This window comes from Desulfofundulus sp. TPOSR (assembly GCF_011393055.1).
GTDB classification, from domain to species: domain Bacteria; phylum Bacillota; class Desulfotomaculia; order Desulfotomaculales; family Desulfovirgulaceae; genus Desulfofundulus; species Desulfofundulus kuznetsovii.
Window position 1 is genome coordinate 44,234 of the sequence record NZ_JAAOEF010000003.1, and the last position, 24,145, is coordinate 68,378.

General features: G+C 56.5%; 24 protein-coding genes and 1 other annotated feature. Of the genes, 9 read left to right on the plus strand and 15 right to left on the minus strand.

Annotated features, from left to right (window positions below; genetic code table 11):
- Positions 1-78: 78 nt before the first annotated feature.
- Entirely contained in the window at positions 79-1,128 is a 1,050-nt protein-coding gene (locus G7K71_RS10985; RefSeq protein ID WP_166346366.1) for a hypothetical protein, read from the minus strand.
- A gap of 112 nt (positions 1,129-1,240) precedes the next feature.
- Here G7K71_RS10985 and G7K71_RS10990 point away from each other — a divergent pair, with 112 nt between their 5' ends.
- Positions 1,241-1,501, plus strand: a complete 261-nt coding sequence (locus G7K71_RS10990; protein WP_166346369.1) for a hypothetical protein — start codon at positions 1,241-1,243, stop codon at positions 1,499-1,501.
- A 222-nt stretch (positions 1,502-1,723) separates the two neighbouring features.
- On the opposite strand, the gene G7K71_RS10995 is transcribed toward G7K71_RS10990, so the two are convergent.
- The 10 genes from G7K71_RS10995 to G7K71_RS11040 form a co-directional block, all read right to left on the minus strand.
- Entirely contained in the window at positions 1,724-2,593 is an 870-nt protein-coding gene (locus tag G7K71_RS10995; RefSeq protein ID WP_166346372.1) for a Gmad2 immunoglobulin-like domain-containing protein, read from the minus strand.
- Between the two features lie 334 nt (positions 2,594-2,927).
- A complete protein-coding gene (locus tag G7K71_RS11000; protein WP_013823404.1) occupies positions 2,928-3,065 on the minus strand; it encodes a hypothetical protein in 138 nt (45 codons plus the stop codon).
- A 95-nt stretch (positions 3,066-3,160) separates the two neighbouring features.
- The gene (locus tag G7K71_RS11005; protein WP_166346375.1) at positions 3,161-5,434 is read right to left on the minus strand and encodes a DNA translocase FtsK; all 2,274 of its coding nucleotides are present in this window, start codon (positions 5,432-5,434) and stop codon (positions 3,161-3,163) included.
- Between the two features lie 196 nt (positions 5,435-5,630).
- A complete protein-coding gene (locus tag G7K71_RS11010; protein WP_166346378.1) occupies positions 5,631-5,918 on the minus strand; it encodes a hypothetical protein in 288 nt (95 codons plus the stop codon).
- Positions 5,919-6,041: 123 nt separating this feature from the next.
- Complete coding sequence (lgt, locus tag G7K71_RS11015) at positions 6,042-6,854, minus strand: prolipoprotein diacylglyceryl transferase (protein ID WP_313884965.1); 813 nt, start codon at positions 6,852-6,854, stop codon at positions 6,042-6,044.
- 170 nt (positions 6,855-7,024) lie between these two features.
- The gene (locus tag G7K71_RS11020; RefSeq protein WP_166346381.1) at positions 7,025-7,327 is read right to left on the minus strand and encodes a zinc-ribbon domain containing protein; all 303 of its coding nucleotides are present in this window, start codon (positions 7,325-7,327) and stop codon (positions 7,025-7,027) included.
- Between the two features lie 196 nt (positions 7,328-7,523).
- Entirely contained in the window at positions 7,524-9,335 is a 1,812-nt protein-coding gene (locus G7K71_RS11025; RefSeq protein ID WP_166346384.1) for a hydantoinase B/oxoprolinase family protein, read from the minus strand.
- Positions 9,336-11,483 carry a hydantoinase/oxoprolinase family protein gene (locus G7K71_RS11030; RefSeq protein WP_166346387.1) on the minus strand — a complete coding sequence of 716 codons (2,148 nt, stop codon included), beginning with the start codon at positions 11,481-11,483 and terminating at the stop codon, positions 9,336-9,338.
- Positions 11,484-11,500: 17 nt separating this feature from the next.
- Positions 11,501-12,280, minus strand: coding sequence for an alpha/beta hydrolase (locus G7K71_RS11035; protein ID WP_207712939.1), 780 nt, complete (start codon positions 12,278-12,280; stop codon positions 11,501-11,503).
- 29 nt (positions 12,281-12,309) lie between these two features.
- Positions 12,310-14,415 carry an acetate--CoA ligase family protein gene (locus G7K71_RS11040; RefSeq protein WP_166346393.1) on the minus strand — a complete coding sequence of 702 codons (2,106 nt, stop codon included), beginning with the start codon at positions 14,413-14,415 and terminating at the stop codon, positions 12,310-12,312.
- A 115-nt stretch (positions 14,416-14,530) separates the two neighbouring features.
- Here G7K71_RS11040 and G7K71_RS11045 point away from each other — a divergent pair, with 115 nt between their 5' ends.
- The 4 genes from G7K71_RS11045 to pheA all read left to right on the plus strand — a co-directional run bounded on the left by G7K71_RS11045 (position 14,531) and on the right by pheA (position 19,793).
- A complete protein-coding gene (locus G7K71_RS11045; RefSeq protein ID WP_243174876.1) occupies positions 14,531-15,697 on the plus strand; it encodes a CaiB/BaiF CoA-transferase family protein in 1,167 nt (388 codons plus the stop codon).
- A 48-nt stretch (positions 15,698-15,745) separates the two neighbouring features.
- On the plus strand, positions 15,746-16,972 hold the full coding sequence (locus G7K71_RS11050; protein WP_166346396.1) for a radical SAM protein: 1,227 nt from the start codon (positions 15,746-15,748) through the stop codon (positions 16,970-16,972).
- Positions 16,973-17,043: 71 nt separating this feature from the next.
- Positions 17,044-17,446 (plus strand) — a binding site (T-box leader).
- 49 nt (positions 17,447-17,495) lie between these two features.
- Entirely contained in the window at positions 17,496-18,509 is a 1,014-nt protein-coding gene (gene aroF / locus G7K71_RS11055; protein WP_166346399.1) for a 3-deoxy-7-phosphoheptulonate synthase, read from the plus strand.
- 18 nt (positions 18,510-18,527) lie between these two features.
- Positions 18,528-19,793, plus strand: coding sequence for a prephenate dehydratase (gene pheA / locus G7K71_RS11060; protein WP_166346402.1), 1,266 nt, complete (start codon positions 18,528-18,530; stop codon positions 19,791-19,793).
- Positions 19,794-19,834: 41 nt separating this feature from the next.
- On the opposite strand, the gene G7K71_RS11065 is transcribed toward pheA, so the two are convergent.
- The 3 genes from G7K71_RS11065 to G7K71_RS11075 form a co-directional block, all read right to left on the minus strand.
- Positions 19,835-20,029 carry a hypothetical protein gene (locus G7K71_RS11065; RefSeq protein WP_166346405.1) on the minus strand — a complete coding sequence of 65 codons (195 nt, stop codon included), beginning with the start codon at positions 20,027-20,029 and terminating at the stop codon, positions 19,835-19,837.
- A 162-nt stretch (positions 20,030-20,191) separates the two neighbouring features.
- Positions 20,192-20,665, minus strand: coding sequence for a bifunctional nuclease family protein (locus G7K71_RS11070; RefSeq protein WP_013823390.1), 474 nt, complete (start codon positions 20,663-20,665; stop codon positions 20,192-20,194).
- 80 nt (positions 20,666-20,745) lie between these two features.
- Positions 20,746-21,084, minus strand: coding sequence for a phage holin family protein (locus G7K71_RS11075; protein ID WP_166346408.1), 339 nt, complete (start codon positions 21,082-21,084; stop codon positions 20,746-20,748).
- Positions 21,085-21,254: 170 nt separating this feature from the next.
- Between G7K71_RS11075 and G7K71_RS11080 the strand changes: the two genes are divergently transcribed.
- Positions 21,255-22,421 carry a hypothetical protein gene (locus tag G7K71_RS11080; protein ID WP_166346411.1) on the plus strand — a complete coding sequence of 389 codons (1,167 nt, stop codon included), beginning with the start codon at positions 21,255-21,257 and terminating at the stop codon, positions 22,419-22,421.
- Here the strand turns inward: G7K71_RS11080 and G7K71_RS11085 are convergent.
- Positions 22,396-22,641, minus strand: coding sequence for a hypothetical protein (locus tag G7K71_RS11085; RefSeq protein ID WP_207712884.1), 246 nt, complete (start codon positions 22,639-22,641; stop codon positions 22,396-22,398). The two genes, G7K71_RS11080 and G7K71_RS11085, sit on opposite strands and share 26 nt — an antisense overlap.
- Positions 22,642-22,764: 123 nt before the next feature.
- On the opposite strand from G7K71_RS11085, the gene G7K71_RS11090 reads away from it, so the two are divergent.
- The 3 genes from G7K71_RS11090 to G7K71_RS11100 all read left to right on the plus strand — a co-directional run bounded on the left by G7K71_RS11090 (position 22,765) and on the right by G7K71_RS11100 (position 24,096).
- A complete protein-coding gene (locus G7K71_RS11090) occupies positions 22,765-23,202 on the plus strand; it encodes a hypothetical protein (RefSeq protein WP_166346414.1) in 438 nt (145 codons plus the stop codon).
- Positions 23,174-23,719 carry a DUF4268 domain-containing protein gene (locus tag G7K71_RS11095; protein ID WP_166346417.1) on the plus strand — a complete coding sequence of 182 codons (546 nt, stop codon included), beginning with the start codon at positions 23,174-23,176 and terminating at the stop codon, positions 23,717-23,719. The genes G7K71_RS11090 and G7K71_RS11095 overlap by 29 nt, the downstream gene beginning before the upstream one ends.
- 170 nt (positions 23,720-23,889) lie before the next feature.
- Positions 23,890-24,096 (plus strand): hypothetical protein, encoded by a 207-nt coding sequence (locus G7K71_RS11100; RefSeq protein WP_166346420.1) that lies wholly within the window; start codon positions 23,890-23,892, stop codon positions 24,094-24,096.
- Positions 24,097-24,145 lie beyond the last annotated feature (49 nt).

Sequence of the window (24,145 nt, forward strand, 5' to 3'; positions counted from 1 at the left end):
TATATAGAGCACGCATGAAAAACCATATACCTCCTTCTTCCCGTTTCCCACTTCTATCCAGTGGGAAATTTTTTTCTTTCAGGAGATGCTCCGCTGGTATACCCGGTAACGTCTGACCGGTGGATGCGGGGTTACCCTTTGCACCATTTTTAGCACCACCGAGTTGCCCTCATGGATCTGGGACATTTCTATCTGGCTGCCGGGTGGCAGGGCGGCATGACAGGTTTCCAGGAGCAGGGCATCTATTCCCCGCTGCCGGAATTCGGGGACCACGGCCAAAAGGGCCAGCCTAAAGACCGGTTTCCCTACCGGCCCTTCCAGTCGGGGTATGCAAAAGCAAATTCCCGCCGGTCGATGGTCTACCCGGGCCAGCAGGAGCAGGCGGGGGTCTGCCACCCTTTGATAGTGAGTTAAAATGGCCAGGACCTCAGGAAGGGTCAGGGGAATGTAGCCCCAGTTCCGTTCCATGGAGCGGTTCAGGATATAGTGCACCGCTTCCACCTGCCGGTTAAAGGGCAAACAAGAGTTTAAGGGCTGTACCACGGTTCCCGGGTAGCGCCTGGCCCGGCGGGCTGCCCGGTTTATTTCCTCCGGTAACGTGTCTTCAGCCGACCATTGGTAAGCCAGTAGATCTGCCAGTTTTTTGCATCCGCAGCTTTCGAAAAGTTCTCTATAATAGGGGGGATTGTAGGGAAGCACGAAGGTCGGGGGAGCGGAAAAGCCATCAATTAAAACTCCCACCTGCTGGTTGGTGTTTACCATTGCAGGGCCGATCATTTTCTGACACTTTTGCTCCCCGAGCCATTTCCCCGCTTCTTCCATGAGAGCCCGGGCTATTTGTTCATCCCGGACCGCTTCAAAAGCACCAAAAAAACCCGTATTCTCTTCCCGGCAGAATTCATCCACTGCGCAGGCTATCCGCCCCACGGGTTTGTCGTTTTGCAGGGCTAAAAAAAGGGCCGGGCGAACATGCCGTAATGCCGGGTTGGCTCCGGGGTCAAACAAAAGAGCCGTTTCCCGCCGGTTGGCAAGGGCTGCCTGGCTATTCCGGCCGTAAATTAATTCCGCCAACCCCAGGAACGAAAAAAACTGCGCCCTGTTTTGGACGCGAACTATTCCTAATGACACCTGTAATTCCCGCCCTCTCTTTTCTTTAGAATATGCGGGGGCGGGGAAAAGGAGAAGGAAATTCCGTAAAAAAGGGGAATTTAGGTAATAGTATAGAAAAGAGGTGTAGTCAATGTCCTTCCGTAATTTACCCGGCCCTGCAAAGCTTGCTCTGGCCATTATCGCCTGGGCGCTGATTCTGTGGGTTTTTACCCTCGGTTATCCCGCTTTTACGCCGGTAGCCCGGTTTATTTTTGGAGTCCTGGTTCTACCCTGCGCTTTGGCGGAATGGTTAAGGATGAAAGGAATGGTGGCCGGCAGGGCGGTAAGTGTCCTGCGTCTGGTGTTTATTGCTTTTGCCGTGCTCCTCTGGCTAATCAACACTAGAACTTGATTAAATTTCCGGCTATAAGGCCCAGCCCGAAGGCAACGACGCTGCTGGCTAAAACCCAGAGCAGTTCTTTTTTACCCGTTTCATGAGATGTTCTATGGATTCCCCCTGGGCTGTTTCAACGGTACCGGGCTTGTTTTTTTCTTTGGTCATCTTGCTACCTCGCTTTCTTTCTTGTTTAGCCCTTTATCTATCCTCAAGGCACCATTTACCCGCAAGGATACTTTAAGGCCAGCGCACAGGTATGGTTACCTTGTTTTCAATACTGCCGTCCTTGGCGCTGATCGAGTAAACTTCCAGGATACCCTTTCCGTCCTGCGGGGGTTTGAAGTTGAGCCGCATTTCAAAGTCTCCCCGCTCGGGGGCAGCCTTGGTGGCGGTGGTATATGCGCTGACCAAAACCTTGCCCTGGCTGTCCAGCAGTCTGGCGTTGACCGTTCCTTCGTAAACTCTGGCGCTGCCCTTGACCAGTAGCGGCACACCAACTACCTGATCCGGTGTGGGGTGGGTGACCCAAATGGCCGGTTCATAAACCCTGGACAAATCCCTGCGGAAAGGTTGATCATATAAACCTACGTGGCCCCACCAGTCCCGGGCGCGCTCATCCACCTTGCCTTCCACCTGGAACGATACCTGGCGGATTTCCGGGAACTCAGTTAAAGTGTTGACCACGCTTTGGATGGCCAGGGCTTCCCCTTCGGCACCTGCACTGGGGTGTTCCAGTACCTCCCTGGAGAAATTGACTGTAGCCAGACCGTCCTTTACCGTTACACCCAGGACCTTGGTGTTGGGGGGTAAAATACGTATGGCTCCCGGAGTAGATGGCTCACCTGAAATTAATTCCTGTACCGCTTTCAGAGCCGGGTCCTTCGCCGGGGGTATCTGGTGGACTTCCCGCACCAAATAGCTTTCCTGGCTTGTAGATTTTACATAATACACAGCCAGGAAGAGGGGTTGGGGTGTGGTGGGGTCCGGCGATTGATTTGCCGGTGCTTGCTGCCTGGACCAGGTACAGCTGGATGCCAGGAGCAACAAGATGAAAAGGCTCAAAAGCAGAACCGGCACTTTCCGCTTGGATTTCCTGCTCGCGTGCACTTGTCATACCCCACTTCCTGTCATTGCTGCCTTTATCTAAGTATACCATTGAAACGTATACTTTGTCACCCGCAATCCTCCCTGGCTGCGCATACCGGGAGAGTTATAGTTAGCACTCATTCCATCAGAGAACTCTGGTTGCGGTGAGTGCTAGGTCGCTTCGTGCAAAACGGCGGCCGTTTTCATCCTCTGTTGGTGGCGCTGAAAGCGTCATGGGTGTCTATTTAAAAAATTCCCCGGCTATCAAAAATGATAAAACAGCCGGAGTCCCCCTCGCCAACATCCACGGGGTCCACCGGCCGTTTCCTGATGCTTTTATAGAAAATTGCCCTGTTTAATGACTTTGGTGGCCACTGGCTTTTTCTTCGACCTTTTCCATTACCCGACTGATTGGTCCGGCAAATATAGCCGCCAAAACGCCCACACCAAGAACTATGGCCATACCTGCATAAAATGCCGTCCAATCAACCATAATTTCCTACCCCCTATGTTTTTTTCGCCCGCCTTTTCCTCTGCCGTGCCCGGTTTTCACCGTTACTAAAAATGTATCACCGGCAGGATGAGAAGTCAACCAGTGCGTCCGAACATTTGTTGATATTGTTCCATGGTCATTAAAATGGCCCGGGGCTTGCTCCCCTCGAATTTGCCCACGATGCCCCGTTGCTCCATAATGTCGATCAACCGGGCGGCCCGGGCATAACCAATATGCAGCCTTCTTTGCAGCATGGAAATGGATGCATTGCCGTTTTCAATAAGTATTTTTACTGCCTGGGGAAGCAGTTCATCTTCATCCTCCATCCTGGCCTCTTCCTCCTCCTCCACCGGCGGTTCTTCCATTACCCGCTGGTCATATACCGGTTGAGCCTGTTCCCTCAGGAAGGAAGTGAGGTTTTCCACCTCCTGATCCGACAGGTAGGCTCCCTGCACGCGCATGGGTTTTGGAGCCCCCACCGGGAAGAAGAGCATGTCTCCTTTGCCCAGCAGTTTTTCTGCCCCCCCCATGTCCAGGATGGTCCGGGAATCCATCTGGGAGGAGACGGCAAAGGAGATGCGGGAGGGAATATTGGCCTTGATTAAGCCGGTGATCACATCCACCGAGGGACGCTGGGTGGCTACGACCAGGTGGAGCCCCGCCGCACGGGCCATTTGGGCCAGACGGCAGATGGAATCCTCCACGTCGGCCGGGGCGACCATCATCAGGTCGGCCAGTTCATCAATGATGATCACCACAAAGGGCAGGGGGCCTTCCGCCTGTGCCGTTGTGGCCGCTGCAGCTTCGTCCGGGGTTGAGGCGGCATCTGTTGCCGGGTTTTTCCCGGCCGTCCGGAACAGCTCATTGTAACGTTTGATATCCCTTACCCCCGTGCGGGCAAAAAGCTCATAACGCCGCTCCATCTCCTTTACCGCCCAGCGTAAGACCCCGGCCGCTTTTTTGGCGTCGGTAACCACCGGAGACACCAGATGGGGAATGCCGTTGTAAGTAGTTAATTCCACCATTTTGGGATCGATCATTAAAAATTTAACCTCATCGGGAGTAGCCTTGAATAGAATACTGGCAATTAAGGTGTTAATGCACACACTTTTCCCCGAGCCCGTAGCGCCGGCTACCAGCAGGTGGGGCATTTTACCCAGGTCCGCGATGACGGGTGCCCCAGCAATATCGCGGCCCAGAACTACGGTAAGGCGGGAAGGGCTTTCCGTGAACTCCCTGCTTTCAAGCAATTCCCGCAGTTGAACGGTGGCTATTTCCCGGTTGGGCACCTCGATGCCCACCGCTGCCTTGCCCGGGATGGGCGCTTCAATGCGTACCCCGGGAGCTGCCATGGCCAGGGCTATGTCGTCGGCCAGGCCCATAATGCGGCTGACTTTAATGCCCGCCGGAGGCTGGATTTCATACCGGGTGATGGCCGGCCCTACGGATACCTGGGTCACCCGGGCTTGAATGTTAAAACTGGCCAGGGTTTCTTCAAGAATTTGTTTTTTCTCGGCAATCTCCCGCTCTAAAATGGAATTATCCCGGGGCTTGGGTTTAGCCAGGAGACCGGTGGAAGGCAGGCGGTAGGGGCGGCCGTCGGCCAGGGCGCAAGGGGCTACCTCCGTCTCCATTAATTCCGCTCCGTCCTGCTCCCGGGCATTTTGCTTGCGCCGTTCCTTTTGCTGCCGGCGGTTTTTGGTGCCTTGTTCCTGTGTTTCCGTCTCCCCGGTCAGGGCATTTGGCTGCGGCAGGGGAAGGTTGTCCTTTTTTTCGGGAAGGGCAGGGGAGCTGGTTTGTTTGCAGGTGTCCGCCTCTTCCACCTCTTCAAAGAAAAAGTCGGACAAACGCTTCCCCAGGCGCTGCAACGTGCTGCGTACGGCCTGAACTATAATGCCCATAAGCCTGGTCAGGGAATGGCCGGTGAGCAAGACAAGGCCAGTTGTACTGAGAAAGGCCAGCAGGATATAGCTTCCGGCAACGCCAAAGCACAGATGCAGTAAATAGCTGAAAGCGGCTCCCACCAACCCGCCGCCCTGCCCTTGCCAGGCGGCGCGAAAGAACTGGTCCGGCGGAATAAACAAGTGCAAAAAGGTGAGGGTGCTGATCAGCAATATTAGCAGGCCCCAGGCGCGGGAGGTTATCCCGTTAACCTTTCGTTCGCGCAAAACTTTTATCCCGAAACAAAACAGAACTACGGGCAGCAGGTAACGGCCGCTTCCGGCAGTGATCGTCAAACCCCGGGCAAGAAAGTGCCCTACCGTTCCTGCCGCCGGGGTAAACAAGCTGGCCATGCCTAAGAGTGCCAGGGTTATGATGGCCAGTCCGTAAAGCTCAAATTTAAGCTCCTCCAACCAGGGTTTGGCCACAAGTTCCCCTCCTTGCGAGTTTTAACGAGCGGGACGTGACAAAAGGTGCCCATTCTCATCATATTTTGAGCTTACCATAAAGTGGACAAAGAGGCAAGTTTGCCTTGGTAAGCAGGGCTAGAGGCCTTAAAATAATAAAACGCAGCAATGCCTGGCAGGCTGGGCTGCGTCTGAAAAATTTCCGTTAGATTAAAGATTAGGCCGGTTTGCGCACTATTGTGCCGTCAGACTGCAACAGGGAAATGGCCACGGCCGTTCCGTAAAAAATACGTGCCTGGAAGTACTCGCTGATACGGTCGGGGTCAATCCGGGGGTTCCCTTTAATGTAGGCTGCCAGTTCCCGGGCTACATGTTCGCCTATGGATACGTAATAACCTCTGGGGAATTCCGTGCGCAACTGGCCTGTGCCGCTGATGCGGGAAACCTTCAGACCGGCATTTCGCAAAGTTTTGGCAGCCTCCTCAATGGTGATATCTTGCGTCATAAATTCACCCTCCGGATGTAGTCTTACGGCCAGTATATAGCGCCATTGTTAAAGGTGAAATGTGCAATGGGTTAATTTTTTGTTAAAAATCTTCTTTTAAAAGGTGGCCCCGCATTTATTTCCTTACTTAGAACGGGTGTCTTGTTTGGAGCTTCGGGGTATATTGGTCTTAGTTTTCGCCCGCCCGTACCATATTCCCGTTACAGCCAGCCCGATCAGGAGGAGGCTGACCAGCTGGGCTACCCGGACCGGCCCCAGCATCAGGCTGTCGGTACGCAAACCTTCGATAAAGAAGCGCCCTGCCGAGTACAGGCCTAAGTATAAAAGGGCTACCTCTCCGGTGAAGCGTTTCCTGGGCCAGTACCACATCAGGAAGGCAAATACCGCCAGATTCCATAGCGATTCATACAAAAAGGTGGGGTGGTAATACTGGCCTTCGATAAACATTTGCCGGCGAATAAAGTCCGGGAAGTAGGCCATAAACTCCGGGGATACGGGACCGCCGTGGGCTTCCTGGTTGATGAAGTTGCCCCAGCGGCCGATGGCCTGGCCCAGGATGACGCTGGGGGCCAAAATGTCGGCCAGCAGTGGGACGGACAGTTTATGCCGGCGGGCATACCACACCCCCGCCAGGGTGCCCCCGAGCAGACCGCCGTGGATGGCGAGCCCGCCGTGCCAGATGGCCAGGGCTTCCCAGGGGTTGTGCTGGTAGCTGGACCATTCAAAAATAACGTAATATATACGGGCACCAATGATGGCCGCCGGGATAATCAATGTTACCATATTCAAGATGTGATTGGAGTCCATCCGGTTTTGCTCCGCCCGGCGCAAGGCTAAAAAAATGCCGGTTAAAAATGCCGTGGCCATAATGATGCCGTACCAGCGTATCTGCAACGGGCCGATATGGATGGCTACGGGATCAATCACTGAAATCACCTTCCTTCTCCCATCATTATACCGTTAGTTTCCCTGAAGCACCAGTGCCGCGCTTCCATTCACGGACTGGTTTGTTCCGCTCCGGTTGGTCCGCTGGTTAGCAGCCGGCAACCGGGCACCCCAAAAAATAAACCCTACCTTAAAGGTAGGGTAATGACTGCGGTGGAAAACTAGCGGAAGCTTGCCCGCCGGTTTGCCGCCATGCACTCCCGGCAGTAAACCGGCTTGCGGCCGGTAGGTTTAAAGGGCACCTGGGTGGGTGCACCGCAGGTAGAGCAGAAGGTATCGTACATCTGCCGCTCCATTCCCCCGCCGTTACCGCTGTTGCGCTGTTTGCGCCGGCGGCGGCAGTCCCGGCAGCGGGTGGGTTCGTTCATCAGGCCTTTCTCGGCGTAAAAGGCCTGTTCTCCGGCGGTAAAGATGAAATCGGCGCCGCAGTCGCGGCAGGTAAGCACTTTGTCCTCGTAAGACACAAATACTCCTCTCCTTTCAGGGACTTACTGGTTCAGGGGCCCAAACACAAACTACCCGCTCCCTAATCCAGGAGAAGAGTATTTGCCGGTAACCACCAACCAGTTTGATTTTGTAAGATTATATCATAACGGGTCTTTGCTGTCCATAGGGGGGCAGTCCAAAATAGCCCGGCAAATCATGTAGACTTTTATGTTTTCATTGCCCCTTGTGGCGCAATTCTTCCCGCTGCCGGGCGGTGGCCTCATGGTCTATCTCCAGCTCCGCGGTGAATATTACTCCATACACTTCTTTTGCCGCCCGCCGGCTGACCAGACCCTCCAGCACATCCTGCCGTACCAGCTCCGGATCCCGTTCCAGGGGGTTACCGTAACCACCCCCGCCGGCGGTTTGCAGCCTGATGGTGGTTCCCGCCGGTACCCGGCAGGTAAATTTTCCTCCGTTCATTTCTGTTTCCACTGTTGCTGCCGCTGGCAGCCGTCCGGTAGGGCCCCCGTTGAAACCTGAATTTGCAAAGGTTGTATTTGCCGGCCAGGCCACCCTGACCATAGCCTGCTGTCCCGGCAAACCACCCGCCAGGCCCCAGGGCGGCAATTCGGTCCGTTCAGTGCTTACCGCTACTGTGGCTTCTCCCCTTAAGACCGTGATTTCCCGCATCATGCCCAGACCGCCCCGGTGCTTTCCAGCCCCGCCCGAATCGGGAACCAGGGCGTAACGCTCCACCCTGAGCGGGTAGGACTGCTCGATTACTTCCACCGGTGTGTTGCGGGTGTTGGTCATATGCACGTGTACTCCGTCCATCCCGTCCTGGTTGTGTTTTGCTCCCTGGCCGCCGCCGTATGTTTCCACGTAGGAATAGTAGGTGCCGGTGGCGGGGTCGACGCCGCCCACGGTGAAATTGCTCATGCTTCCCGTTCCCGCTGCCGTTACCCGCTCCGGCACCGCCCGGGCCAGGGCACCCAGGAGCACGTCGGCAATGCGCTGGGCAGTATTAATGTTGGCGTGGGCTACCGGGGCAGGGAAGACGGGATTTACCAGACTGCCTTCGGGTGTAACTACCTCCACAGCCCGGTTGAGACCGTCACTGGAAGGTAAATCGGGGTCCACCACTGCTTTTATTACATAGTACACACAGGCCAGGGTTACCCCTCTGGTGGCATTGACCGGTCCCCTTACCTGGGGGTGGGTGCCGCTGAAGTCTACTGTAAGCCCCTTGTTGTGCCGGGTAATGGCTACCCGGACATTGATGGGATTTTGTTCCAGACCGTCACCTTCCAGGAAGTCTTCAAACTCGTAGGTACCCGGAGGAATTATTTCTAAGGCAGCGAGCAGCCGCCGGTGGGTGTAGCTGATGATTTGTTCCATATGCTCCTTCAAGGCATTTGCTCCGTAGCGCTCCGCCAGCTCCATAAGCCTTTTTATCCCCCGGTCGTTGGCCGTGAGCTGGGCCTGGATATCGCCATGAAACTCCCTGGCGGTCCGCAGGTTGTGGGAAACCAGTTTTAAAAGCTCCCGGTTGACCTTGCCCCGTCTGCGGATTTTAACCGGTGGGATACGGATACCCTCCTGGAAAATTTCCGTGGCTGTGGTGGACATGCTGCCCGGAACTGCGCCTCCCACATCCACATGGTGGGCGAGATTGGCCACCAGGGCCAGGGGCCTGTTCCTGTAAAAGACCGGGCTGATCACGCAGATGTCTGGCAGGTGGGAGCCGCTGATGTAAGGATCGTTGATAATAACTGCATCGCCCTCCTCAAGTTTTGCCAGGGGGTATTCCCGCAATACCGCCTGCACCACCGCGGGCATGAGGCCCAGGTGCAGCGGAATGTGTTCCGCCTGGGCCACCAGCCGGCCGTCGGCGGTATAGATGGCGGTGGAGCAGTCGCGGCGGTCTTTGATATTGGGGGACAGGGCCGTCCTGGTAAGGGTGGCGCCCATTTCCTCGGCTACCGATTGCAGGGCGTGGCGGGTTACTTCCAGTTGTACGGGGTCTATATCTAATTGGGACATCTATCTTCCCCCCACATGGATGATGAGATTGCCCCACTGGTCTACCCGTACGGATGTTCCGGGCCATACCAGGGTGGTGGTGTCGGATTGCTCAATTACCGCCGGTCCCTTCAGGCTCATGTCCGGTTCCAGATCGTTGCGGTGATAAACCGGTGTGGGTAAGAAACGGCCGCCAAAATACACCGGCCGCTCTTCCAGCGGTTCGGGCGCCGCCCTTGAACCCTTCTTTTTTCCGGGGGTGGATATGTGAGGGCGGGGCAGGCTGCCCAGGGCCACCAGCCGCAGGTTGACCACTTCTAAAGGGGCTTCCTCGCGGCAGAACCCGTATTCCTGCCGGTGAAGCAGGTGAAAGCTGCGCCGTAAAATGGCCAGATCCTCCGCAGCCAGTTGACCGGCCGGCACCGGCAGGGTCAGGGTATAGGACTGGCCCCTGTAGCGCAAATCGGCCTGGCGGGTGATAATGATCTCCGCGGGGGAAAATCCCTCCTCTTCCAGCTCACGCCGGCCTTTTTCTTCGAGAGGTGTGTAAAGGTCCGCCAGTTGGTCCGGCTCCGTGTCGTTTAAAGGCAACAGCGCCGTGCGTACGTAATCGCGGCGCACGTCGGCATGGAGCATGCCCAGGGCGGAGGTGACTCCGGGGTAGCGGGGGATGAGCACATAGGGAATGTTCAGCTCCCGGGCCAGTTCCACGGCGTGCAGCGGCCCGGCCCCGCCGAAGGCCACCAGGGTGAAATCCCGGGGGTCATGGCCCCGCTGGACGGAAACAACCCGCATGGCCCGGGCCATCGCGGCATTTACCACCCGGATCATACCTGCCGCGGCTTCTTCAACGGTAAGTTTCAAGGGACGGGCAATCTTTTCCTCCAGGTATTGCCGGGCCAGCCGGGGTTGTAAAGCAAGGGCGGGATTTAAACTCCGGGTGGGGCTGATACGTCCCAGCACCAGGTTGGCGTCGGTAACCGTAGGCTCGGTTCCCCCCAGGCCGTAGCAGGCCGGGCCGGGAGCGGCCCCGGCGCTGGCGGGCCCCACCCGAAGGGCTCCGCCTCCGTCCACCCAGCCAATGCTGCCTCCACCCGCCCCGATGGTGTGGATATCCAGCATGGGGAGGCTCAGCGGGTAACCGCCAATGGCACCCTCCGTGGTATGGCGCAGCTGCTCTCCCTTAATCAGGCAGATATCCATGCTGGTGCCGCCCATATCGGCGGTAATTACATTGGGGCGGCCGGTCTGGCGGGCCAGGAATAACCCGGCTAAAACCCCGCCGGCGGGTCCGGAAAGAACGGTGCGGGCGCTTTCCCGCATGGCCTGCTCCGCCGTCAGCATGCCCCCGCTGGACTGCATGATGAACAAACCGGGTGGCCGTTTGCTTTGCACCCCCGGGCTGGCGAGGCCCTTTAAACCTTCCTTCAGGCGGGCTATATAAGCGGCTATCCGGGGCTGAACCAGGGCGTTGATGACGGTGGTACTGGTGCGTTCGTATTCCCGGAATTCGGGCAGGATGTCGGAAGACAGGGTCACCAGGGCGTCGGGGTAAAGCCGGGCGATGATATCCCGTACCTTCTGTTCGTGCCGGGGGTTGGCGTAGGAGTGCAGAAAGCTTACGGCAATGGAAGTTACCCCGGCCCGGCGGATTTCTTCCACTATAGCCTGCACTTCCCCTTCATCCAGGGGAATGTATACCTGGCCGTCCGCCATGATCCGTTCCGTTACCTCAAAGGTAAGGCGGCGGGGAACAAGGGGGCGGGGTTTTACTGTCCAGAAATCGTAAAGGGCCGGCCGGTTTTGCCTCCCGATGAGCAAGATGTCCTTAAAGCCCCGGGTAACCAGGAGGGCAACCGGTGCGCCCTTGCCTTCCAGGAGGGCGTTGGTGGCCACGGTGGTGCCGTGCAGGAGCATTCTCAATCCGGCAGGTTCCAAACCGGCTGCGGCTGTTGCCCTGGCCAGGCCGCCCAGTACGGCCCGGGCCGGATCAGAGGGGGTTGAAGGTACCTTGGAGATAAATATTTCTCCGGTGTCCTCCCGCAACAGGCAGATATCGGTAAATGTGCCCCCCGTATCCACGGCGGCCCGGTAGGCGGGGCTTGCTTCCCTGCTGTCCCGGGCCGGGGAAGGGTTTTTCTTTCCTTTAAGCACTTTCTTTCCCAACAATTTTTACACTCCTCGCTTTAGGAGGCTGACCTTTTAAAGTGCCTGTCCAGCCAGTCAAACAGGGTTTCCCAGACCTGATGATAATGTTTGGCGAACTGGTGATCCCCTTCCTCAATCCAGACCAGTTCCCGGGGTTCGCCGGCCGCTTCAAAGATGAGGCGGGCATCCTCCGGCGGAACGACGCCATCTCTGGTGCCGTGGATGATTAAAAGGGGCCGGGGGGCCAGGCGCGCCGCATCTCCTGGAACATCATAGAGCTTCAGGTCCTGGAAAAAAGCCTTTTTCAAGTAAATGATGCCGCCTTCTCCCGCAATAGCTACCATTTCTTCCGGGCCGTCAATGGGCCCGTCGGTAAATGAGGCAAAAAGATCCAGTAATCTGGCCGGTGCAGCCCAGGTGCACACCCCGGCTACCCGGGGATCCCGGGTTCCCTGGCAGATGACCGTGGAACCGCCGAAACTGCGCCCCACGGTGACCACCCGCTTGTACCCCTGTTTGAGCACCCAGTCCACGGCGCAGGTAAGGTCGTCGATCTGTCCCGAGAGGGTAATGTTCGCGAAGTCTCCCTCGCTTTCACCATTGCCCGCAAAATCAAAGACCAGGGTGGACCAGCCGCGCCGGCCCAGTTCGGCACCCAGCTCCAGGGCCCGTCCACCCCCTTCCTTGCTGCCCGTGAAGCCGTGGCAGTGAATGACAATATCACCTGTTTCCTCCGGCGTGCCGTACAGCAGCCCGGCCAGGGTTAAACCACGGGAGTTCCGAAAAGCAACCTTTTTCCAGTTGTTATTATCGGTCATGATCACCTGTTCCCTTTACTCCTTTCTACTCATCCTATGGTTATGCGGGCGTCTACGGCCACCGCGCCCTGCGGGCCAACTAAAAGGGGGTTGATGTCCATTTCCATAATTTCAGGCCACCGGGTGACCAGCTGGCTGAGGCGCAGGAGGCATTCCACCAGGGCTTCGATATCTGCCGGGGGCTGTCCCCGGTACCCCTGGAGCAGTCGGTAGGATCTGGTTTCCCTGATCATGTCCAGGGCCTCTTCCCGGTTTATTGGCGCGACGGCAAAGGAAACGTCCCGGAACAGCTCGGTATAAATTCCCCCCAGCCCAAAGACCAGAACCGGTCCAAAGGAGGGATCACGCTTGCAGCCCAGGAGCACCTCCACTCCACCGGGTCTGTAGGGCTGGATGAGCACTCCTTTGATGGTCGCATGGGGTGCCCGGGCGGAAACTGTTTCCACCATTTCGTTATAGGCTTTTTCCACCGCCCGGGCATCGTTCAAATTAACCCTCACTCCGCCCACGTCCGATTTATGGGAGATCTGCGGGCTGGCAATTTTCATTACCACCGGGTAGCCCAGGGATTCCGCTATTTTCACGGCATCCCCGGCGTTTTGCGCCACCCGGGAGGGAAGCACCGGAATGCCGCCGGCCTGGAGAATTTCCAGGGCGGTTTCATTTATGGTTTTAAGCCCTTCCCGCCTGGCTGTTTCAAGGATGGCCTCGACGCGCTCCTCCTGGATGCCGGAAAAGACCGGTGGGGATAAAGGGGTGCGGTTTTTAATTTCGTGCAGGTAACGGTATAAAGCCGCTAAAGAGGCCATGGCCCGTTCCGGGGATGGATAGACCACCACCCGGTTTTCTTTTTCCATCCTGGCTGCCAGTTCCGGGCGGTAACCGCCAAAAATCCACAGGGCCAGGGGTTTTTCCGGGTACCGGGAAGCCATCCGGTTAATCGTGGGGGAAATGTCCAGGCGCGGGTCTTCTTCGGGATCCAGATAAGCCGGACTGATCACCAGAACCGCATCCACGCCCGGATCGTCCAGTATTGTATCCAGGGCCAGTTCCAGGATGTCCAGGTATCCCCTGGCCATACCCGCCGGCCAGATGTCCGCCGGGTTATTTACCTCCATCCAGCCGGGGAAAACGGCGGCCAGTTTTTGCCGGGTCTTTTCGCTGAAGCGGGCTACTTCCAGGCCGCAGGCACTGCAGGCATCCACGGCCATGATGCCCGCCCCGCCGCTGATGGTCACCACGGCCACCCGCCGCCCGGGCATGGAGGAGTAAGTGAGGAAGGTTTTGTTCAAGTAGCGCATTTCCTCTACGTCCCGCACTCTGATAATCCCGCATTGTTTAAAAGCTGCGCTAAAGACGTGATCCTCGCCGGCCAGGGAACCGCTGTGGGAGCTGGCGGCCCGGGCCCCCGCTTCACTGCAGCCGGTTTTCAGACAAAGCACCGGTTTTACCCTGCTTACCCGGCGGGCCACTTTCATGAACTGCCGTCCGTCCTGAATCCCTTCCATGTGCAGGTTGATCACCTTCACCTGGGGTTGTTGTCCCAGGTAGGCCAGGCTTTCGGTAAAACCCACATCGGCCGCGTTGCCGATGTCCACTCCCAGACCAATGCCGCCGGTAAAGTCAGCCGCACCCAGCAAAAAGATGCCCGACTGGCAGATCATGGCCGTACCGGCCTTTTGCCGCAGGAAGCCAATGAAAGAAGTATTCAGGTTTTCATAAAGGTTAACGACACCGATAGTGTTTGGTCCCACAATGCGGGTTCCGGTATCCCGGATGGTCTCCAGCAATTGCTTTTGCATTTCTTTTCCCCAGGCATCGGCATCGGCAAAACCCTGGGAAATTATAATTATGGCTTTAATGCCTCTGGCCGTGCATTCCCGTACCACATCCGGTACAGCCGTGCGGGGGGTGGAGATTACGGCCAGGTCGGGTATCTCGGGGATTTCACTGACCGTGCGGTAAACCGGCAGGCCTAACAGGGTTCCTCCTTTAGGGTTGACGGGGTAAATGCGCCCCCGGTAGCCGCCGGCGAGCACCTGCTCCAGTATGTTAAAGGCTTGCAGGCCCGTTTTGGTGGAAACACCAATGAGAGCTACGGACCGGGGGTGAAAGAAGGGAAAAAGGCTTTCCATAATTTATAAAATTCCTCCTTTGTGCGGGCTGCGGCTATTTCAACTAATCTAAATCTTATCACAACAATCACTATCCTGGTATAATTTCTGTAAAATATGCCAGGAGGGAGCACTGTTGTACCAGGTTTTGGAAAATATGAAGGTTCTGGATTTAACGCGGCTGTTGCCCGGCCCCTATGCCACCATGATCCTGGCGGATCTGGGTGCGGAGGTGCTCAAGATCGAGGATCCGGGGGCGGGAGACTACATGCGGGAAATGGGACCGCGGTTGGGGCATGAGAGTGTATGGTTTCACGCCGTCAACCGCAATAAGAAGTCCATGCGCTTGAACCTTAAAGCACCACAGGGGCGGGAAGTATTTCTGCGTTTGGTACGGGAATTTAACGTGGTGATCGAGAGCTTCAGGCCGGGAGTAATGGAACGCCTGGGTTTGGGTTACGAAATTTTATCTTCCGAGAACCCCCGCCTGGTTTACTGTGCCTTAAGCGGTTACGGTCAGGATGGCCCTTACAGCCGGCGCCCGGGCCACGACATCAACTATATGGCCGTTGCCGGTGCCCTCGGTTTAACGGGCCACCGGGCGGGCCCGCCCGTCCTGCCCGGTGTGCAGGTGGCCGACCTGAGCGGCGGGTTGATGGCGGTGGCGGGCATCCTGGCGGCCTACGTAAAAAGCCTTATGACCGGCCGTGGCGCTTACGTAGATGTGGCTTTAACTGATACAGTAGTATCGTGGATGACCCTGTACCTCACCCGGTACCTGGCGGGGGCCGGTGAGCCCCACCGCGGCACGGAAGAACTGAACGGGGGCCGGGCCTGCTACAACATCTACGCCACCAGGGACGGTTGCTATGTCAGTGTGGGCAATCTCGAGGCCAAGTTCTGGGAGACTTTTTGTAGCGTTGCCGGGCGGCCGGACCTGCTGCCCCTGCAGCACAGGGAGGACGACGAGGCACGGCAGGCGGTACAGGAGTTTTTTAGCAGTAAAACCCGCGCTGAAATCATGGAACTATTTGGTACAGTTGACACCTGTATCGAGCCCGTTCTGGATGTTAGCGAGGTGCCGGAGCATCCCCAGATTAAGGCCAGGAATTTATTTATGGAGCTTCCCACCAGGGAAGGGAGCATAACCACGGTTGCCCAGCCCCTCAAGTTGCGGGGCGTGGAGGTAAAAGCCGATTTCCCTGCCCCGGGGGCGGGGGAGCATACGGCGGAGATCCTGCGCCGCCTGGGCTACCGGGAGCAGGACATTGAAGCCTTGAAGTCTGCAGGGGTGGCGGGGTAGAGGGTTAGGATAAGGAGAAGGATCATTGCCTAAAGGTGGTGGAAAACTATGTTACCTGCAATCCTGCAGCACGGTAAAGGATACCACGAAATGGGGCCCATAAGGCCCCCCAGCGAGGGCAAAGACCGTTCGCTGCTCCTTCGGGTCACCAGAAACTGTCCCTGGAACCGCTGCGAGTTTTGCCGCACCTACAAGAACAAAACCTATAGCCTGCGGAGTGTTGAAGAGATTAAAGCCGACATCGATACGGTTAAAGCGCTGGCCGGGGAAATCAAGGCTACTTCCTGGCGGCTGGGTTTCCGGGGCGACATCAGGCAGGAAGTGGTAACCACCTTCATCAACGAAAACCCCGCCCTCTACAGCAGTGCTTACAACGATCCCGGAACTGTGGAACGGCGGTTGGAAAGCCTGGCCAATGTTGTCCACTGGCTTTCCTCCGGGGCCAGGACTGTCTTTCTCCAGGACGCCAACGCACCGCAAATCAGGACGGCCGACCTGGTGGAAATCCTGCACTACTTAAAGGTGAATTTTCCCACCATTGAGCGTATAACCTCTTACGCCAGGTCAAAGACCATTGCCAGAAAATCGCAGGAAGACCTGAAGCGGCTGCGTGAGGCCGGTCTTTCCCGGCTGCATATCGGTCTTGAATCCGGGTGCGACGAGGTGCTGGCCTGTATCCAAAAGGGAACCACGGCGGACGAACATATTCTGGCCGGCAAAAAAACAAAGGAAGCCGGCATCGAGTTAAGCGAATATTACATGCCCGGCCTGGGTGGAAAGAAGTGGTCTAAAAAACATGCCCTTGAATCGGCCCGGGTTTTAAATGAAATTGACCCGGATTTCATCCGCTTAAGAACCCTCGTTCCCCGCCTGGGCACCCCCCTTTATGACAGGATACAGGCCGGGGAATTTGAACCGCTCACGGAAGATGAAGTGGTGGAAGAAATTGCCCTGTTCGTGGAGCACCTGGACTGCCATGCCTACCTGGCCAGCGACCAGATGTGCAACCTCTTATGGGAAGTAGAAGGACAGTTGCCCGGCGATAAACCGGCCATTTTACAGACCATTTATGATTACCTGCAAAAACCCCTTCATGAAAGGCTCAAGATCCAGCTGGAACGCCGCCTTTCCTCTTACCTGTTCATTGCCGGCCATTTGAACCGGGACCTGGCTGCCGGTGTGGAGGCGGCGTGGGACGCCGTCAACCGGGGAAGCCCCGATGCACCAGGAAAGGTGCAAAAGGTGCTGGATGCCGTTAAGCCGGCTTTTATTTAAGCTCAAAAAAGACAACCAACCCCCTTGCGCTGCCGGAGTTTTTCTTTTATAATAAGGCATAAATTATATCCCTAAAGTCGATGAAGGGGAAAAGTAGGCCGGAAACAGTTCTCCAGGGAGGAGGCGCCGGCGACTGGAAGCGCCTCCAGAACATGACCGGTTGAAGTTCTCCCCGGAGATGCAGGCTGAAACCCGTTACCGCGGGCAAGTAGGCTGTGCCGTAGTCTTCCCACGTTACCGGGAAGGGGGTATCGGAAAGACACATTCCCGTACCCTGTGTTGAGGTGGGCCGTTTTTACGGTCAAGTAGGGTGGTAACGCGGAAAGCGGTATGCTTCTCGTCCCTAAAGGTGCGAGGAGCTTTTATTTTTCCCGTTGCTGCAGGGGGTGTTTTTCCCGTACCCTGATCGAGGGGGCCGGGTTTTTCCGGCCAATTGGGGTGGTACCGCGGAAGTCCGCTGCTTTCGTCCCCAGGGATGAAAGCGGCGGACTTTTATTTTAATCATGAATGGAGGGATTAATAAATGGTAGTAGTTATGGACGGGCGGGCTTCCGCCGAGCAGGTCGAGGCGGTAATTATGCGTCTGGAAGAATGCGGTTTTTCTGCCCACCCCATTTATGGGGTCAGACGGATTGTCATTGGCGCCGTAGGCGACCGGCGCGTACTTAATTCCCTGGGACTTGAAACCATGCCGGGGGTGGAGAGAGTCGTGCCGATCATGAAGCCTTACAAGCTGGTCAGCCGGGAAGCCAGGGAGGAAAATACCGTGGTCCGGGTAGGTCACGTGGCCATTGGCGGCAGCCAGCTGGCGGTCATTGCCGGACCCTGTGCCGTGGAAAGCCGGGAGCAGTTGCTTGCAGCAGCCCACATGGTGCAGCAGGCCGGTGCGGCTATTTTACGCGGCGGCGCTTTCAAACCCCGTACTTCCCCCTACAGCTTCCAGGGGCTGGGGGAAGAGGGCTTAAAACTGCTGGCGGAAGCGGCCCGCCAGACCGGCCTGGCCACAGTTACCGAGGTGGTGGATGAGCACAGTCTGGAACTGGCCGTTGAGTACGTTGATATGCTCCAGGTGGGGGCCAGGAACATGCAGAATTTCCGCCTCCTGCAGATGGTCGGCCGCTCGGGCAAGCCGGTACTGCTCAAACGCGGCCTGTCGGCTACAGTGGAAGAGTGGCTGATGGCGGCGGAGTACATCATGTCCGAAGGTAACGGGCAGATAGTCCTTTGCGAGCGGGGTATCCGTACCTTTGAGCATTCCACCCGCAACACCCTGGACTTGAGTGCCGTACCGCTGGTGAAGTCTTTAAGCCACCTGCCGGTGATTGTGGATCCCAGCCATGCCACGGGGGACCGCCGGCTGGTGGGCCCCATGGCCAGGGCGGCGGTGGCTGCCGGTGCCGATGGTTTGCTGATTGAAGTGCACCCCGAGCCCACGCAGGCCCTTTGTGACGGTCCCCAGTCCCTGACTCCGGCGCAGTTTGTTTCCCTGATGGAGGAATTGCGGGCGGTGGCTGCTGCCGTGGGGCGGGCGGCTTGAAAGAAAGGAGCAGGAGCCATGGACAAAAAAATCGGTTACCTTGGCCCATGTGGTACCTTCTCGGAACTGGCGGTGCGGCAGTACCTGGCCCGGCAGCCGGCAGGGGATGTCCAAATGGTAGCCCTGCCGTCCATATACGAGGTGCTTGCGGCGGTGGTGCAGGGAGAAGTGACCGAAGCGGTGGTGCCGCTGGAGAACTCCAGTGAAGGGGCGGTTAATCAGACTCAGGACCTGCTGGCCCATACTTTCCCGGACTTACGCATTAAAGGGGAGATCATCCTGCCGGTGGTCCACTGCCTTATGGCTCCGCCGGGAGTACCGCTGAAGACAATTGAAAGGGTGCTTTCCCATCCCCATGCCCTGGCCCAGTGCCGGGAGTTCATCTCCAGACACCTGCCCGGAGCTCAGGTGGTGGAAACCGCCAGCACGGCCGCTGCCGTGCATCTGGTGGCTTCCACCGGTGCTCCCTGGGCAGCCATTGGCCCCGTAACGGCTGCCCGGGAGTACGGGCTGGAAGTGCTGGTGGAAAAAATCAATGATTGCTCCGGCAACGCCACCCGGTTTATCGTGGTCGGCCGTGAGGATGGCGGGTGGGCGCCGGACTGCAAAACAACCCTTATTGTTTCCGTGGCCCACCGCCCGGGAGCCCTGTACGAGGTGCTGGGAGAGTTTGCCGCAAGGGGGATCAACCTGACGCGTATAGAGTCCCGTCCCTCCAGGCGCCGTTTGGGGGAGTACCTGTTTTTCATCGATCTGGTAGGCCACCGGCATGATAAACAGGTACAGGAAGCTTTAGAAGCAGTGGCTTCCCGGGCAGAGCTGAGGGTGCTCGGTTCCTATCCCGCGGACTTGAGCGGGCCTGAGCAAACTGCCGACCCGGTCGATAAAGTAAAGCGGTCTACTGACGACAACCCCGGCAGCTCAACGGTGGAGGCCGGGTTCACCGGGCAGGTGGTATCCCCATCCCCGGTACAATGGGAGGAAATTGAAAGGTTGCGAGAAGCCATCGATGAGGTGGATGAACAAATGGTGGAAATGCTGGCCCGGCGTAACGCCCTGGTGGCCCGGATAGGGAAATTAAAGGCAGGCGTTTGCCCGGTGCGCGATCCCCACCGGGAAGCCCGGGTGCTGGCCCGGGTGCGCCGTCTGGCCCAGCTAAAAGGGGTGGATCCGGCGATGGTGGAAAAAGTATATCGTTTGATCATCCAGCATGCCGTACGCCTGCAAAGGGAACAGCAGGGAGGTGCCCGGGCCGCCTTTACCCCGCCTGCCGGTGACTTTTAAGGCCGGGTTCCCCCCGCTCGCTTGAAAAAGGAAGATAATTGCTACTTGGCTTCCGGGTTTCTTTCCCTCCGCCCTGTTTTATAGGACATCTGCCATTTTACCGCCTTGTTGGTTCCGTGGCGGTGGGCGCTTTCCAGCTGTGCCTTTTGGGATTTAATCTCCCTTGGTTGAGGGATTCCCGGCGGGCGGTGGAGGTCCGCAATGGTTTCGGGTCTTTTGTAACCGTTGCCGGTCATGGGGCACCTCCTTTTTTGACTGTTTCATGCTTGCTTTAAATGTTATTTTGCCCTGTCCTGTAATCCCTAATCTCCCGCGGCATGGGTAAAAGAAAGTAAAAAACCCTTCTTAGCGGTACAGAAGGGTTTTACTGGTTTTTCTTTAAGTTATGGATTCATGCGTTAGTGAAGGGACTTTTTATATTCTTTAGTAAGCTCGAAGATCTTTTCCAGTTCGGCCCGGGTTTCCTCATCAAAAAGGTCCTTGATAAAAAGCATATGCTCCGTGAGTTTGTCGGTTACATATACCGGTGCCGCCGCCCGCAAAGCCAGGGCCACGGCGTCGCTGGGGCGGGCGTCTAACACCAGACCCTGTTCGGGTAGTGCCAGGTGAACCTCCGCATAAAAGGTGCTGTCTTTGAGATCGGTGATTACCACCTGGGAAATCCGGGCACCCATAGCTTCACAGGCGTTTTTAAACAGGTCGTGGGTCAGGGGGCGGGGTGGAGGTACCTGCCCTAAGGCTACGGCAATGGAGTGGGCTTCCAGCAATCCCACCCAGATGGGTAACACCCTTTCTTCTTCCTGATCGGTTAGCAGTATGATTGGATTGCCCGACATGTCATAGGCAATTCCCTTCACATTGACACGGATCACCGCTCCCACCTCCGTAAAACTTGCCCGGGCTAAACCTGCCCGTGACCTGCCCGTTCCTATTGCTATTTTATCATAAATTATCAATTTTTAAATAAAATATTGATTACCCAGCCCGCAACACTGGTCAGGAGAGCCCCCCAGAAGGCACCGCCAAAGCTATAGACGTGAAAACCGGGTACCAGCCAGGCAGTTATGGTGAAGGTTATGGCATTGATGACAAAGATAAACAGACCCAGGGTAATGACCGTTAACGGCAGGGTAAGGAATAATAACACCGGCCGCACAAAAGTATTTACCAGACCCAGGACAAAGGCTGCCAGTACCGCCGGTCCGATGCCTGCGATACGAAACCCCGGTACGATTAAATCAATTAAGAGTAGAGCCAGCCCGTTAAGGCAGAAGGACAGGAGCCACCGCATGAAAACTCCTCCGGCAAAACTTTCGTTTAAATCTTTCGCCGTTTCTGGCCCGGTTCCTGCTGACAAACTTAAAAGTTCCGTCCCTATGTTGGTAGTGACGCGCCCCCCCTTGCCGGAGCAGGAATTAAAACCCACCTGTCGAATAGCATATGACTAATGGAGGTGGGTGTGTGTCTACCCGAAAAGAAGTTTCCCGCCGGCCCGGTGGGGCCGGTTTGCCTGCCGCGGCTCTTCTGGAAGGGGCGGCCGCAGCCGTCCCGGCGGTGTTGACCGGGCAGAGTTTTTATCACCCGTTGGTATTCCTGCTCCTGGGGTTCTATACCTCCTGGCGGGTGGGACGCGTCCGGCAGGCTTACTTTTTTTCAGGCTTTTGCCTGGGGGCCGTGGCCACTGCTACGGCAATCTTCGGGGTAAGCGGTAAAGTCTTGCCTGCGAAAGCACTGGCAGTTATAATGCTGGTCGTTGCCGTTTTTGCGGCATACCGCCTTTTTTCCGGGGCACACTTTTTTGCCACTTATTACCATTCGCCCCGTGCCTGGGTTACTACTTTGGGCTGGGCCCTTGTTACCGGTCTTTTTGTGCGGGGTGCCGGGGTTGGTGATGTGGGGGTAATGATCACTCCCATGCTCTGGCTTTGCCTGTTGCCCCTCTGGGCGTCCTCCTGGCGCCTGCTGCACAGCCTGCTCTTTGCCGTAATCTATTTGACCGCGGTGTACCTGCCAGTGTTACTGGGCGGTGATATCTACCTTGTGGCCGGGCAATGGCCGGTGGGAGTTGCCGCTCTGGGTCTGGCCCTGGTGCCTGAACTTTTGGGCTACCTTTACCCCGAGCGAAAACACCCCCTGGATTCCCTGCCGGTAATCACTCCGACGCTTAACTGGCGGCAGAAATTAAAGGCCTGGCGGGAAGTATTTTTTCTCCTGGGTGATTTCTATGCCCTGAACATGGAAAAGTATGCCTGGTTTGTGCGGCTGGCTCATTACGGGCGATACTTCATTTTCCTGGGGGCAGCCGTGGAAATTGTGGTCCCGCTGCTGGATTTGCTACCGTGGCTTGCATGGCTGGCCGGGTTTTTAGCCCTTGCCGGCATGCTGATGGAACTGGGCACCGGCAACTACGGGGTGATGATCCCCGGGCTAGGTTTCTACGGTGCGGCTATGGCTGCCGGCCGGGGTTTTCTGGCCGGCCCGGTAAAATCTTTTCCGCTGGTTTGTGGTATCCTCCTGGTTCTGCTGTCCTTTGTCCTCTGGCAGGGCCGGCCCCGGGAAACCACGCAGGAGCTGCAAAGGTGGAAAGAATTGAATTCTCCAGCTACTTTACCTTCCGACGGGCAGTGATATGATAGAGCCTGCCGTCATGGCTGCCCCGGGGCTGGTAGTCAAAACCGGCTGCCTCCAGGATTTCCGTAACCTGGTCGGCCTGGTGGGCGTCGGCAGCTTCCATAACGATGTTGAGCTCATCGCCTTCGCCCAGGTCGTTTAAAGCGGATTGCAGCCGTGCCATTCCTCGTTCGTTAATAACCGGTTCCAGGTGAATGGTGATATCTGCCATCTCCATTTATACCTCCCATGTTAGCTTTTCCATTGTGGCCTTGACTATGTATGGTGCAGATGCTCAGTAAAGCCGGCCACCATAAAGCTATAAATTCCGGATAACAGTTTTATTGGGGGGATAATGCCTGTGGCGGAATTAGGCGCGCTTACCGAGGTTGATCTCCGAGAAGTTTGGGGGAATGAAGCGAGGGATTTCACCCCGTGGTTAAAAGAAAACATCGACCGGTTGAATCAAGTGCTGGGACTCGATATTGAGATAACTGAACGTGAAGGGCCGGTGGGGCCTTTTGCCGTGGATCTTGTAGGACAGGACCTGGGTTCGGGACGCACGGTAATTATCGAAAACCAGCTCGCGCCTACCGATCACACTCACCTGGGCCAATTGCTTACCTATACTGCCGGTCGCGGGGCCAAAATAGTAATTTGGATTTCCCCACAGTTTCGCGAAGAACACCGCCAGGCCCTGGACTGGCTAAACGAAAATACAGGCGAAGACCAGGCCTTTTTCGGCGTGGAAATCAAGCTGGTGCGTATTGATGATTCCCGGCCTGCTCCCCCTGTTTAAGCTTGTCTCCCAGCCCAATGAATGGCAGAAAAGCGTTGCCAGTGCCAGTGCCAGAGCCACAAGCACCAGGGGAGAAGCCTATCAAGCTTTTTGGACGGCCTTTTTGGAAAAGCTTAAAGAACGGGCACCGGGTTTGACCAATGCTAAAAAGGGATTGCCCCAGAACTGGTACAGTATCAGTGCCGGCAGGAGCGGTTTTGCGTATGCGGCAGCTTTTAAGTTAAAAGGGCGTTTTGGCGTGGAGCTTTATATTGACACCGGCGATAAAGAGGAAAACAAGCAATTTTTTGACCAGCTTTACGAACAAAAGGACAGTATAGAACGGGAACTTGATATGGCTTTAAGCTGGGAGCGGCTGGATAATACCCGCGCCTGCCGCATAGCCATCTATCGTGGAGGAAGCATTGATGCTGGTGAGGAAGAACTAAACGATCTTCAAGACTGGGCCGTAGCAAACTTGATCAAGTTTAGAGATGTATTCAGTAAACGGATCAAAGCACTCTTTTTAGCCCCCTAACCATATTGGACAATTCGACCTAAATTCGTAACATTATTGGTAAGGGGGTTACCCCGCCGTATGGAAGCCGTCAGGCTGGATTAAGACGGTGGGTCTTGGGGTCTGCCGGATGACGTGCCGGTTTGGCGGTCAGAAGATAAAAGTCGAGCAGCGAGGGAGGTATGGTAAAAATGATAAAGTCAAAGGACATGACCCAGGCTCAGATTACCCATGCCTTTTGCAACTGGTGTAAGTATCGTCGCTACGTTTTAGGCCACGATTATTGGGAGTGCGGCCTGGAAGAAGAGAAAAGGGAAGAACACTGCCTGTACAGGCAGGCGGTGAGGAAAGAAGAAGAAGAAGAAGAGGAAACAGGGCAAAGCGGTGTGACTCATTAATTTTACCCCTTCCCCCATTAGGTGAAACTAGGTCCTTCAAAAGTAAGAA